Origin of the sequence: Aneurinibacillus sp. Ricciae_BoGa-3 (assembly GCF_028421645.1) — a bacterium.
Taxonomy (GTDB): Bacteria; Bacillota; Bacilli; order Aneurinibacillales; family Aneurinibacillaceae; genus Aneurinibacillus_B.
In genome coordinates this window covers 4502393-4515725 of sequence record NZ_CP116887.1, presented here as the reverse complement: position 1 = coordinate 4515725, position 13333 = coordinate 4502393, and the positions used below count along the sequence as shown (strand labels likewise).

Genomic DNA, 13333 nt, shown 5'->3' with positions numbered 1-13333 from the left:
ATGCGTCAGGCATCTATTAACCGTAAAACAAATGAAACCGACATTTCCCTTACGTTTGGGATTGATGGAGAGGGAACGGGAAGCCTAGACACAGGTGTCCCCTTCCTCGAACATATGCTGGATCTGTTCACCAAGCACGGCCAGTTTCATCTGGATGTTAAAGCAAAAGGCGATATTGAAATCGATTACCACCATACAACGGAAGACATTGCGATCTGCCTTGGCCAGGCGCTTCGTCAAGCGCTGGGGGATAAGAAGGGCATCAAGCGCTACAGCAGCGTGTTTATTCCGATGGACGAAGCGCTGGCGCAGGTTGTGGTTGATATTAGCAACCGCCCGCATTTTGAATACAGAGCGGAATATCCGTCAAGCGTGGTAGGTGACTTTCCAACCGAGCTTGTACATGAATTTTTATGGAAACTGGCGCTGGAGGCCCGGATCACGCTCCACGTCATTGTTCATTACGGCCGCAATACGCACCACATGGTAGAGGCTGTTTTCAAAGCGCTGGGCAGGGCGATTGACGAGGCAACCACGGTAGACCCGCGTGTTAAAGGGGTACCTTCGACGAAGGGAATGTTGTAGATGATTGCGATTATCGATTATGGCATGGGCAATCTTTACAGTGTCAGTAAGGCAATAGAGCGGCTCGGCCATTCGTACGAATTTGTATCCAGCGGAGAAGATTTGCTTCGTGCAGATGGTGTCATCCTGCCCGGGGTAGGGGCATTCGGCGACGCGATGTCGAATCTGCGGGATCTGAAGTTGGTGGATCCAATTCGACAGTATGCAGGGACTGGTAAGCCGCTGCTTGGCATATGCCTTGGCATGCAGCTTCTTTTCGAAAGCAGCAGTGAATACGGGGAGCATCAAGGCCTTGGGCTATTACCCGGACATATCCGCCGTTTTACAGGTGATTATAAAATTCCACATATGGGCTGGAACAAGCTGTCCTTTTTGCAAAAAGAAAACCGTATTGTTGACGGAGTTGATCAAGGTTATGTGTATTTTGTGCATTCCTACTTTCTGCAGCCGGATGATACAAACAGGGAGATCCTATTAGCTGCCGCTGATTACTACCAGGAAGTGCCGGGTGTAGTGGGACGCGGCAATGTGTACGGGATGCAGTTTCACCCGGAAAAAAGCGGCGATGTTGGCATGAAGTTGCTGGATAATTTTACTGATCTGTGTGCAAAAGCGCGCGTATAAGCGGTGAGAAAAGGGGAGAAAGTCATGAGTTTCACGATATATCCGGCCATTGACATACGCGGAGGAAAATGCGTTCGCTTGCTCCAGGGCGATTACGGGAAAGAAACTGTGTATGGGGATTCGCCGCTTGATATGGCCAAAGAGTGGGCTTTCCAGGGAGCCGCCTGGATTCACATGGTTGATTTGGATGGAGCCAAGGCGGGCGCGCCGGTTAATGATGAACTTGTGCTGTCGGCTGCACGGGCGCTCGGCATCCCTGTGCAGATTGGCGGGGGTCTTCGCCGGATGAAAGATGTTGACCGCTACCTTTTCGGTGGTGTGCAGCGGGTGATTATTGGGACTGCAGCGATACAGGACCAGCCTTTTGCAGAGGAAGTGCTGGCTAAATATGGCGACAGGGTAGCTATTGGCATTGATGCACGAAACGGTTTTGTAGCGACACACGGCTGGCTTGAAACATCCGAAGTCACTGCGGAAGAATTGGTGAAGGTGCTGGTAGGTAAAGGGGCACAGACGTTTATTTATACCGACATCTCGCGTGACGGCACACTGGAAGGTCCCAATACAGAGGCGACAGCGGCGCTTGCCAAAAATACCGGCGCTGAAATTATTGCGTCGGGCGGGGTGAGTGTTCAGCAGGATCTGCTCGAACTTGCAGGCTACCAAGCTGAAGGGGTAACCGGTGCAATTGTTGGAAAAGCTCTGTACACCGGGCGCATTCGGCTTTCTGAGGCAATTAAGCAGGTTAAGGAGTTGAAGTAAATGCTGGCAAAAAGGATTATTCCCTGCCTCGATGTAAAGGACGGCCGTGTCGTTAAGGGAGTGAGCTTCGTTAATCTGCGGGATGCAGGCGACCCGGTTGAACTGGCTAAGCGTTACAGTGAAGAAGGGGCTGATGAGCTTGTGTTTCTGGATATTTCCGCTTCTCATGAAGGCCGCGAGACCATGGTAACCGTGATAGAACAGACGGCCGCAAATGTAACCATTCCTTTTACGGTAGGTGGAGGGATTAATTCTGTTGAGGATATGCGGCGCGTATTGCGGGCGGGAGCGGATAAAGTATCGATGAATACATCTGCGGTTAAAAGGCCCGAACTGATAAGAGAAGGTGCGGAGGTATTCGGCAGCCAGTGTATAGTCGTGGCGATTGATGCGAAGGCGAAGGAAGGCGGCGGCTGGGAAGTTTATACACATGGGGGCCGCCAGGCTGTCGGGTTGGATGCGGTTGAATGGGCCAAAAAAGCCGAGGCGTTAGGTGCAGGTGAAATCCTGCTGACCAGTATGGATTGTGACGGTCAAAAAGCAGGGTTTGACCTTAATTTGACCCGCGCCATCTCAGAGACGGTCCAAATCCCGGTTATCGCTTCTGGCGGAGCCGGCACCCGGGAGCATTTCTATGATGCCTTTGCATCGGGAAAAGCAGATGCTGCACTGGCCGCATCAATTTTTCATTATGAAGAAACATCCATCAATGAAGTGAAACAATACTTGCAAGACCATCACATTGAGGTCCGTCGATAGAGGAGACGATATATATGGATTGGCAGAACATTAAATTTAACGAAGATGGTTTAATTCCGGCTGTTGTTCAGGATGCGCAGAGCAAAGAAGTTTTAACCCTGGCTTATATGAATGAAGAATCACTGAAGAAAACCCTTGAAACGAAGGAAACCTGGTTCTGGAGCCGTTCCCGCCAGGAGCTGTGGCACAAAGGAGAAACTTCCGGCAATAAACAGCAAGTTGTAGACATTGTGTACGACTGCGACGGTGATGCCTTACTGGTGAAGGTGATCCCAGCTGGGCCTGCATGCCATAATGGCCGTTACAGCTGCTTTACTGATTCCCTTCTTAATGGGGCAGGCGGTGAAAAGGCGGCTGAAGATGGCGCATTAAAAAGCCGCTTTGATATTATTAACCGCCTGGAACAAGTTATCGCGTCAAGAGAAGCGGAAATGCCGGAAGGGGCTTATACAACCTATTTGTTTACCAATGGCGTAGACAAGATTTTGAAGAAGGTTGGGGAAGAAGCCGGGGAGGTCATTATCGCCGCTAAAAATAGAAGCCATGATGAGCTGCAATGGGAAGTGGCGGACTTGGTGTTCCATACGCTTGTTTTGCTTCGCGAACAGAAGCTTCCACTGGATGATGTTCTTCGGGTGCTTGAAGAGAGACATGCGAAGTGAGGTTATAACTTTTAAAAACCCGGCCGACGTGTAAAATGCTGAAGCCGGGTTCTTCTATGGTTGATAGTATGGACATGTTTTCTTATCCACACAACAGCATCTAGGTTTTTCTTCCTTCGCCTCGCTTGGCGTCAGCCGCGTTTTCTAATGTTAAAAAATGTTCTTGCCAGCTTGCTTAAAGGATGATATATTATTTCTTGTCGCTGTGAATGAATAAGTTGTCCAAGCGAAGTGTATAATAAAAGGATTTAGTAAAAAAGCTTGACTCATTCGTTGATAAGTGATAAGATATAAAAGTCGCTGATTGAGTGGCTGACTGATAGAGTTCCTTGAAAACTGAACAGTGAAATGCCAAATGTGCGATTGACCCAGAATTCAATTCTGGATATAAAGTAAGACCAGCTCGTATGAGCAGATACAGCATCAGACCTTTTTGGAGAGTTTGATCCTGGCTCAGGACGAACGCTGGCGGCGTGCCTAATACATGCAAGTCGAGCGGACTTTGGAAAGCTTGCTTTTCAAAGTTAGCGGCGGACGGGTGAGTAACACGTGGGCAACCTGCCTGTAAGCCTGGGATAACTTCGGGAAACCGAAGCTAATACCGGATAGGATGCAGAACCGCATGGTTCTGGATGGAAAGTTTTCGGACACTTACAGATGGGCCCGCGGCGCATTAGCTAGTTGGTGGGGTAGTGGCCTACCAAGGCGACGATGCGTAGCCGACCTGAGAGGGTGATCGGCCACACTGGGACTGAGACACGGCCCAGACTCCTACGGGAGGCAGCAGTAGGGAATCTTCCGCAATGGACGAAAGTCTGACGGAGCAACGCCGCGTGAGCGATGAAGGTTTTCGGATCGTAAAGCTCTGTTGTCAGGGAAGAACCGCCGGGAAGACCTCCCGGTCTGACGGTACCTGACGAGAAAGCCCCGGCTAACTACGTGCCAGCAGCCGCGGTAATACGTAGGGGGCAAGCGTTGTCCGGAATTATTGGGCGTAAAGCGCGCGCAGGCGGTTTCTTAAGTCAGGTGTGAAAGCCCACGGCTCAACCGTGGAGGGCCACCTGAAACTGGGAGGCTTGAGTGCAGAAGAGGAGAGTGGAATTCCACGTGTAGCGGTGAAATGCGTAGAGATGTGGAGGAACACCAGTGGCGAAGGCGACTCTCTGGTCTGTAACTGACGCTGAGGCGCGAAAGCGTGGGGAGCAAACAGGATTAGATACCCTGGTAGTCCACGCCGTAAACGATGAGTGCTAGGTGTTGGGGACTCCAATCCTCAGTGCCGCAGCTAACGCAATAAGCACTCCGCCTGGGGAGTACGGCCGCAAGGCTGAAACTCAAAGGAATTGACGGGGACCCGCACAAGCGGTGGAGCATGTGGTTTAATTCGAAGCAACGCGAAGAACCTTACCAGGGCTTGACATCCCGCTGACCCCTCTGGAGACAGAGGCTTCCTTCGGGACAGTGGTGACAGGTGGTGCATGGTTGTCGTCAGCTCGTGTCGTGAGATGTTGGGTTAAGTCCCGCAACGAGCGCAACCCTTGTCCTTAGTTGCCAGCATTCAGTTGGGCACTCTAGGGAGACTGCCGTCGACAAGACGGAGGAAGGTGGGGATGACGTCAAATCATCATGCCCCTTATGTCCTGGGCTACACACGTGCTACAATGGATGGTACAACGGGCTGCTAACTCGCGAGAGTATGCCAATCCCTAAAAACCATTCTCAGTTCGGATTGCAGGCTGCAACTCGCCTGCATGAAGCCGGAATCGCTAGTAATCGCGGATCAGCATGCCGCGGTGAATACGTTCCCGGGTCTTGTACACACCGCCCGTCACACCACGAGAGTTTGCAACACCCGAAGTCGGTGAGGTAACCGTAAGGAGCCAGCCGCCGAAGGTGGGGCAGATGATTGGGGTGAAGTCGTAACAAGGTATCCGTACCGGAAGGTGCGGATGGATCACCTCCTTTCTATGGAGAATCGGCACACTGGCACTTTCACTGTTCAGTTTTCCAGGAACGTCTGGAATTAAATAAGATGTGGGGGTATAGCTCAGCTGGGAGAGCGCCTGCCTTGCAAGCAGGAGGTCAGCGGTTCGATCCCGCTTACCTCCACCATGTCTGGCAATTACGGCGAAGGGGTCACACCTGTTCCCATCCCGAACACAGAAGTTAAGTCCTTCAGCGCCGATGGTACTTGGGCGGCAACGCCCTGGGAGAGTAGGACATTGCCAGGCCGGCAACCTAACGGTTGCTGTCACATTGCACTTTGAAAACTGAATCATGGAAGAAACAATGCGCAATAGGAAAATCCAATTGTAAAAACCTTTTAGGTGAAACCGGATTTCCATGAAAGAAAGCGGCATGAGAAACGAGAGATTCAAGGCGCGGCAGGACCGAGCAGCGGAGCGTATGATTTTGATACGTGAGCAGCGCAGGGATAACGCAACGCAGAAGATCGACGTTGATCAGGACGCTTGATTGGAAACCAGAGGTTAAGCTATAAAGGGCACACGGTGGATGCCTTGGCGCCAGGAGCCGAAGAAGGACGTGGCGAACTGCGAAATGCTCCGGGGAGCTGTAAGCAAGCGTTAATCCGGAGATGTCCGAATGGGGAAACCTACGATTCGTAATGGGATCGTACTCCTGCCTGAATCCATAGGGCAGGTAGAGGCAGACCAGGGGAACTGAAACATCTAAGTACCCTGAGGAACAGAAAACAATAGTGATTCCGTAAGTAGCGGCGAGCGAACGCGGAGAAGCCCAAACCGGAAGGTTCGCCTTCCGGGGTTGTAGGGCGTCTCACATGGAGTTACAAAAGACGGTCATAGATGAAGCGGCCTGGAAAGGCCCGTCACAGAAGGTAACAACCCTGTAATCGAAATGGCCGTCTCTCCGAGACGTACCCTGAGTACCGCGAGACACGTGAAACCTCGTGGGAAGCTGGGAGGACCATCTCCCAAGGCTAAATACTACCTGGCGACCGATAGTGGACCAGTACCGTGAGGGAAAGGTGAAAAGCACCCCGGGAGGGGAGTGAAAGAGAACCTGAAACCGTGTGCCTACAACTAGTCGGAGCACATTAACTGTGTGACGGCGTGCCTTTTGTAGAATGAACCGGCGAGTTACGGTTGCGTGCGAGGTTAAGGTGAGAAGCCGGAGCCGCAGCGAAAGCGAGTCTGAACAGGGCGAGTGAGTACGCAGCCGTAGACCCGAAACCGTGTGATCTACCCATGTCCAGGGTGAAGGTGCGGTAACACGCACTGGAGGCCCGAACCCACGCACGTTGAAAAGTGCGGGGATGAGGTGTGGGTAGCGGAGAAATTCCAATCGAACTCGGAGATAGCTGGTTCTCCCCGAAATAGCTTTAGGGCTAGCCTCGGATTTACTGTACCGGAGGTAGAGCACTGATTGGATGCGGGCCCCTCGCGGGGTACCAAATTCAGTCAAACTCCGAATGCCGGCTACAGATATCCGGGAGTCAGACTGCGAGTGCTAAGATCCGTAGTCAAAAGGGAAACAGCCCAGACCACCAGCTAAGGTCCCTAAATCTTCACTAAGTGGGAAACGATGTGGAGTTGCCCAGACAACCAGGATGTTGGCTTAGAAGCAGCCACCATTTAAAGAGTGCGTAATAGCTCACTGGTCGAGTGACTCTGCGCGGAAAATGTAACGGGGCTAAGTGAAGTACCGAAGCTGTGGCTTGACACCGTAGGTGTCAGGGGTAGGGGAGCGTTCCTGCAGCAGTGAAGCTCGACCGAAAGGACGGGTGGAGCGGCAGGAAGTGAGAATGCCGGTGTAAGTAGCGAAAAGAAGGGTGAGAATCCCTTCCGCCGAAAGCCTAAGGGTTCCTGAGGAAGGCTCGTCCTCTCAGGGTTAGTCGGGACCTAAGCCGAGGCCGAAAGGCGTAGGCGATGGACAACAGGTGGAAATTCCTGTACTACCTCTACTTCGTTTGAGCAACGGAGGGACGCAGGAGGGTAAGGCAAGCAGACTGCTGGTTATGTCTGTCCAAGCAATGAGGCGTGTGTATAGGCAAATCCGTACACTGTAACGCCGGGTTGTGATGGCGAGGGAAATTTAAGTACCGAAGTTCCTGATCTCACACTGCCAAGAAAAGCTTCTAGCGAGAAGTAAGGTACCCGTACCGCAAACCGACACAGGTAGGCGAGGAGAGAATCCTAAGGCGCGCGAGAAAACTCTTGCTAAGGAACTCGGCAAAATGACCCCGTAACTTCGGGAGAAGGGGTGCCCCGCTAGCGTGATAAGCGTGAGGGGGCCGCAGTGAAAAGGCCCAAGCGACTGTTTAGCAAAAACACAGGTCTCTGCGAAGCCGCAAGGCGAAGTATAGGGGCTGACGCCTGCCCGGTGCTGGAAGGTTAAGGGGAGCGGTTAGCGCGCAAGCGCGAAGCTGTGAACCGAAGCCCCAGTAAACGGCGGCCGTAACTATAACGGTCCTAAGGTAGCGAAATTCCTTGTCGGGTAAGTTCCGACCCGCACGAAAGGCGTAACGACTTGGGCACTGTCTCGGCAAGAGACTCGGTGAAATCATACTACCTGTGAAGATGCAGGTTACCCGCGACAAGACGGAAAGACCCCATGGAGCTTTACTGCAGCTTGATATTGAATGCTGGTATGATTTGTACAGGATAGGTGGGAGCCTTTGAACCCGGACCGCCAGGTTCGGTGGAGGCATCCTTGGGATACCACCCTGATTATGCCGGCCTTCTCACTCGCATCCCTTATCGGGATGGAGGACCGTGTCAGGTGGGCAGTTTGACTGGGGCGGTCGCCTCCTAAAGTGTAACGGAGGCGCCCAAAGGTTCCCTCAGAATGGTTGGAAATCATTCGCAGAGTGTAAAGGCACAAGGGAGCTTGACTGCGAGACCTACAAGTCGAGCAGGGACGAAAGTCGGGCTTAGTGATCCGGTGGTTCCGCATGGAAGGGCCATCGCTCAACGGATAAAAGCTACCCTGGGGATAACAGGCTTATCTCCCCCAAGAGTCCACATCGACGGGGAGGTTTGGCACCTCGATGTCGGCTCATCGCATCCTGGGGCTGAAGTAGGTCCCAAGGGTTGGGCTGTTCGCCCATTAAAGCGGTACGCGAGCTGGGTTCAGAACGTCGTGAGACAGTTCGGTCCCTATCTGTCGTGGGCGCAGGAAATTTGAGAGGAGCTGTCCTTAGTACGAGAGGACCGGGATGGACGCACCGCTGGTGCACCAGTTGTTCCGCCAGGAGCATCGCTGGGTAGCTATGTGCGGCCGGGATAAGCGCTGAAAGCATCTAAGCGTGAAGCCCCCCTCAAGATGAGATTTCCCACAGCATAAGCTGGTAAGACCCCTTATAGATGATGAGGTAGATAGGTTCGGGGTAGAAGTGCGGCAACGCATGGAGCTGACGAATACTAATCGGTCGAGGGCTTAACCCAATTTTTAAGGAATTCCTAACGCATCGTTCCTTCCAATTCAGTTTTGAAAGTGCAAATCTTCAGTTTACATAAGCAGGTTCTGCTAAAAAAGAGGCTTAATCTTTTTCTGAGACAGAATGACTAACACCGTGTTATTCCGCAGTAGCTCAGTGGTAGAGCAATCGGCTGTTAACCGATCGGTCGCTGGTTCGAGTCCGGCCTGCGGAGCCATATTTTCTTTGTGAAGAATACATATTGCTACAGATTACGTTTGGGCCCGTTGGAGAAGCGGCTTAACTCACATGCCTTTCACGCATGCATTCAGGGGTTCGAATCCCCTACGGGTCACCATAATATCCTGGTTTTTATTGGAGGATTAGCTCAGCTGGGAGAGCATCTGCCTTACAAGCAGAGGGTCGGCGGTTCGATCCCGTCATCCTCCACCATTATTTAACTAAAATGCGAACTATATGGCCGGTGTAGCTCAACTGGTAGAGCACCTGACTTGTAATCAGGGGGTTGAGGGTTCAAGTCCTTTCGCCGGCACCATTAATGTTGATTTTAACTACGTCGAATAAGCCTCGGAGTTAAAATCAAATCAGTAGTACCCGCAGGGTGAACCATTAATATTCATTCTATCTACGTCGAATAAACTTCTTAGCAAGGAATGAAATCAGTAGTACCCGACAGGGTGCACCATTAATATTGTGGTACGCGTATACGATGCACCACTATTTTTTTTTGCGGAGCCGTGGTGAAGTTGGAGTTCACGCTGGACTGTCACTCCGGAGGTCGCGGGTTCGAGTCCCGTCGGCTCCGCCATTAAATAATAATGTAGACGGCACTCTCACCCGAGAGGGAAACTACATAAAGTTGGCTCGGTAGCTCAGTCGGTAGAGCAGAGGACTGAAAATCCTCGTGTCGGCGGTTCGATTCCGTCCCGAGCCACCATGTATTTTGGAGGGGTAGCGAAGTGGCTAAACGCGGCGGACTGTAAATCCGCTCCCTTGGGTTCGGCGGTTCGAATCCGTCCCCCTCCACCACTTTTGGGGTATAGCCAAGCGGTAAGGCAACGGACTTTGACTCCGTCATGCCCTGGTTCGAATCCAGGTACCCCAGCCATTTTTTAGGTACGAGCCATTAGCTCAGTTGGTAGAGCACCTGACTTTTAATCAGGGTGTCACTGGTTCGAGTCCAGTATGGCTCACCACATTCAATTAAAGGTGATGAGTATGATCATCTGCAGACTTCGTAAATAATGCAAACAGGACTCTCACCAGAGAGGAAGTTCTGCTAAAAGCGCAACGTCGTGTTGCAACGCAGAACCTTGCACATCCTGTGCATCGGAGTCCAGTATGGCTCACCACATTCAATTAAAGGTGATGAGTATGATCATCTGCAGACTTCGTAAATAATGCAAACAGGACTCTCACCAGAGAGGAAGTTCTGCTAAAAGCGCAACGTCGTGTTGCAACGCAGAACCTTGCACATCCTGTGCATCGGAGTCCAGTATGGCTCACCATTAATACATTCAAATAACAAATAGACTGAAACCATTTTCTTACGAAAGTGGTTTTTATTTATTTTAAATGAACAAACATGTAGGATTTTATGATTTACCTAACATACACTCAGGTTGTGTAAGTGGGTTATTTTGAATTATGATATACTTGAACTATGAGTAAGAAAACAATGGAGGGACATATGGGCAAACAGCAATACGTGCCAGCGAAAAAGAATAACATTGTTCCCATAAAAATGGATGCCTCTTTCTACTATGAAAGAGCAATGAAATCATTAAACAAATTAAATTATCAAAAAGCGCTGCGCTACTTTCGTAAAACATTAGAATGTGAACCAAACAACCCCGTCCATTACTGCAATACAGCCTGCCTGCTGGCGGATTTAGGCAAGTTTGAGGAATCAAATCGCATTATATGGCATGTACTTGAGAGGATCGATTCCGACCTACCTGAATGTTATTTTTATTTAGCAAGCAACTATGCTAACTTAATGGATTTTGAACTGGCTGAACAATATGCATTAAAATATTGCGAGACCGCTCCGATGGGCGAATATATAGAAGACGCAGAAGATATATTGGATTACGTGGCGGAGAATTTACAATTTCCTCCCAGGGAAGGCGGCCATGAAAATCGGGAACTTTCCCTGAGCCATGAGAAGGCTCGGAGGCTTCTGGAAGAGGGGCGATTCGCCGAGGCATCCCGCCTTCTGCAAAAGCTTGCGGGGGAAAATCCTGACTTTATCGCTGCTCGCAACAATCTGGCACTGTGCTACTATTATATGGGCCGCTTTGAGAAAGCGATGGAGACCGTTAGACAAGTGTTAGAGAGTGAACCGTTTAATATTCATGGGCTATGCAATCTGGCTGTCTTCTACTCGCATATTCAAAATCAGAGTAAGCTTGATGAGTTGCTTGCCATGCTGAAAAAAATTGTTCCTTACCATTATGACCAGACATATAAGCTTGCAACTACGCTTGGAATCCTGGGAGAAAACGACGCAGCCTACTTTTTGTTTCGGCTAATGATCGCTCATACGGGCTACAGTGACCCTTATATCATGCATTATTGTGCCGCTGCTGCCTATAACACAAAGCGTTTTGGAATAGCGGAACGCCTATGGGAAAAGATTAACCGCCTCGATCCAGGTCAGCCGGTTGCATCGTATTACTTACAGCACATTCAGGCGAAAAAAGTTGGCAAGCCTGCTATAGAAGAGGCATCTTATCATTACGAAATTCCGGATATGGAGAAGCTGCTCTGCACGGAATCACTTAAAGGTGAGGGCTTAAGCGAAGAAATGAAAAAGAACCCTTTAATTCGCTCTTCCTTTTTGTGGGCTCTCCGCTTTGGGGATAAAGATACGAAGCTTCAGGTTATCCAATCCTTTGAGCATATTGCGGATAAGGAAGTCGAAGAGGCTCTACGCTTGTTTCTCATGAATCCGGCCGAGGATGATTATTTAAAGAAAGTCGCCGTATTTGCCCTTCGCAAAATGGGCGCAAAAGAACCAATCGACGCCATTATTAACAACACAAAGCAAACCATCGATCCGAATGACATGCCAGAAAAGCCTCCCGTGTGGCTGGATAAATGGCAGCGGGTTATGGATTGTGTGTATACAAGAATGGATGAACGCTATGACATATTCCAACAGCAGCAAGCGCGCAACCTGTGGATGCAATATATTGATGCTGTGTATCCGGATGTTCCCGTTATCCGAAAAGAGGAAGCCTGGGCAGCCGCCATTGAATACCTGGTTGCCAGGCAAAACCGCGCTGCCGTTACACAAGCGGAACTCGCCAAAAGGTATGGTGTTTCAACCGCATCACTTGCCCGCAACTGCAAATTGATTAGTCAGGCTTGCAGCCTGCAGGAGTAGGTGGAAAGCATGCTGAACACTGTAGATAAGCCCCGGTAACCCGGGGTTTTTGTTTTGACTTTTTAGCGCTTTGGCTTTATGATAGAACTATTAAATCGAAAAGAATCGATGAAATCGAATAGGTTATCCCATATTGAGGTAATCTATTATATATAGGAGGGAAATGGGATGAATGAAGAAAAAATTTATGACGTAATTATTGCGGGGGCAGGGCCCGCCGGCATGACAGCAGCAGTGTATACGTCTCGTGCAAATATGACCACGCTTATGATTGAGCGGGGAATTCCAGGCGGCCAAATGGCGAATACGGAAGAAATTGAGAACTACCCTGGCTACGAATCAATCCTTGGACCTGACCTTTCTAATAAAATGTTTGAACATGCGAAGAAGTTTGGCGCTGAATACCAATATGGCGATATTAAAGAGGTTATCGACGGCGACCCTTATAAGATTGTTAAAGTTGGAGACAAGGAATTTAAGGCAAAATCCGTTATTATCACAACAGGTGCCGAACACCGAGAACTGGGTGTTCCTGGTGAAAAAGAATTATCTGGACGTGGTGTTTCGTACTGCGCCGTATGTGACGGGGCCTTCTTCCGCGGGAAAGAACTTGTTGTGGTAGGCGGGGGAGACTCTGCGGTTGAAGAAGGGACCTTTTTGACCCGCTTTGCGACAAAGGTAACCATCATCCACCGCCGAAATGAACTTCGTGCCCAAAAAATTCTGCAAAAGCGCGCGATGGAGAATGAAAAAGTTGATTTCATCTGGAATACAACCGTCAAGGAAATTCGCGGTGAGGGCGTTGTACAGTCTGTTCTTCTGCAAAACACGGAAACGGGAGAAGAAACAGAGTTTAAGGCAGATGGCGCTTTTATTTATGTCGGTATGGATCCGTTATCGAGCTGCGTTAAAAATCTGGGTATTACAAATGAAGCGGGCTATATTGAGACAGATGAAAGAATGGCCACCCGTATCCCAGGAATTTTTGCAGCGGGTGATGTTCGGGAGAAAACACTACGCCAGGTTGTAACGGCAACTGGCGATGGCGCCGATGCGGCATTATCTGCCCAGCATTATGTAGAGAATCTGGATGAGCGCCTGAAGGAAGAAGCAGCAGCCGCTTCCAAATAA

The 13333-nt window shown here is 50.2% G+C and carries 7 protein-coding genes, 10 tRNA genes and 3 rRNA genes; all 20 read left to right on the top strand.

The window, feature by feature from the left end:
- The 20 genes from hisB to trxB all read left to right on the top strand — a co-directional run bounded on the left by hisB (position 1) and on the right by trxB (position 13333).
- A complete protein-coding gene (gene hisB / locus PP175_RS23065) occupies positions 1 to 585 on the top strand; it encodes an imidazoleglycerol-phosphate dehydratase HisB (protein ID WP_272440534.1) in 585 nt (194 codons plus the stop codon).
- Positions 586 to 1209 carry an imidazole glycerol phosphate synthase subunit HisH gene (gene hisH, locus PP175_RS23060; RefSeq protein ID WP_272440533.1) on the top strand — a complete coding sequence of 208 codons (624 nt, stop codon included), beginning with the start codon at positions 586 to 588 and terminating at the stop codon, positions 1207 to 1209. It abuts the gene before it with no gap.
- Between the two features lie 24 nt (positions 1210 to 1233).
- Positions 1234 to 1971: a 1-(5-phosphoribosyl)-5-[(5-phosphoribosylamino)methylideneamino]imidazole-4-carboxamide isomerase gene (gene hisA, locus PP175_RS23055; RefSeq protein WP_272440532.1), complete on the top strand. Its 738-nt coding sequence runs from the start codon at positions 1234 to 1236 to the stop codon at positions 1969 to 1971.
- Positions 1972 to 2730, top strand: a complete 759-nt coding sequence (hisF, locus tag PP175_RS23050) for an imidazole glycerol phosphate synthase subunit HisF (RefSeq protein ID WP_272440531.1) — start codon at positions 1972 to 1974, stop codon at positions 2728 to 2730. It abuts the gene before it with no gap.
- 14 nt (positions 2731 to 2744) lie between these two features.
- Complete coding sequence (gene hisIE / locus PP175_RS23045) at positions 2745 to 3392, top strand: bifunctional phosphoribosyl-AMP cyclohydrolase/phosphoribosyl-ATP diphosphatase HisIE (protein ID WP_272440530.1); 648 nt, start codon at positions 2745 to 2747, stop codon at positions 3390 to 3392.
- Between the two features lie 430 nt (positions 3393 to 3822).
- A 16S ribosomal RNA gene (locus PP175_RS23040) occupies positions 3823 to 5357 on the top strand.
- A 71-nt stretch (positions 5358 to 5428) separates the two neighbouring features.
- Positions 5429 to 5504 (top strand) — tRNA-Ala (locus tag PP175_RS23035).
- A gap of 2 nt (positions 5505 to 5506) precedes the next feature.
- Positions 5507 to 5623: ribosomal RNA gene (rrf, locus tag PP175_RS23030) — 5S ribosomal RNA — on the top strand.
- Positions 5624 to 5879: 256 nt separating this feature from the next.
- Positions 5880 to 8818: ribosomal RNA gene (locus PP175_RS23025) — 23S ribosomal RNA — on the top strand.
- Together the 16S, 23S and 5S rRNA genes with 10 tRNA genes alongside form the textbook arrangement of a ribosomal RNA operon.
- 135 nt (positions 8819 to 8953) lie before the next feature.
- A tRNA-Asn gene (locus PP175_RS23020) sits at positions 8954 to 9028 on the top strand.
- A 43-nt stretch (positions 9029 to 9071) separates the two neighbouring features.
- A tRNA-Glu gene (locus PP175_RS23015) sits at positions 9072 to 9148 on the top strand.
- Positions 9149 to 9167: 19 nt separating this feature from the next.
- Positions 9168 to 9243 (top strand) — tRNA-Val (locus PP175_RS23010).
- Between the two features lie 27 nt (positions 9244 to 9270).
- Positions 9271 to 9346: transfer RNA gene (locus PP175_RS23005), tRNA-Thr, on the top strand.
- 196 nt (positions 9347 to 9542) lie between these two features.
- Positions 9543 to 9619, top strand: a tRNA-Asp gene (locus PP175_RS23000).
- A 53-nt stretch (positions 9620 to 9672) separates the two neighbouring features.
- A tRNA-Phe gene (locus tag PP175_RS22995) sits at positions 9673 to 9748 on the top strand.
- 8 nt (positions 9749 to 9756) lie between these two features.
- Positions 9757 to 9840, top strand: a tRNA-Tyr gene (locus tag PP175_RS22990).
- Between the two features lie 4 nt (positions 9841 to 9844).
- A tRNA-Gln gene (locus tag PP175_RS22985) sits at positions 9845 to 9919 on the top strand.
- Positions 9920 to 9931: 12 nt separating this feature from the next.
- Positions 9932 to 10007: transfer RNA gene (locus PP175_RS22980), tRNA-Lys, on the top strand.
- Positions 10008 to 10501: 494 nt separating this feature from the next.
- Positions 10502 to 12202, top strand: coding sequence for a tetratricopeptide repeat protein (locus tag PP175_RS22975; protein ID WP_272440529.1), 1701 nt, complete (start codon positions 10502 to 10504; stop codon positions 12200 to 12202).
- A gap of 168 nt (positions 12203 to 12370) precedes the next feature.
- Positions 12371 to 13333, top strand: coding sequence for a thioredoxin-disulfide reductase (gene trxB / locus PP175_RS22970; protein ID WP_272440528.1), 963 nt, complete (start codon positions 12371 to 12373; stop codon positions 13331 to 13333).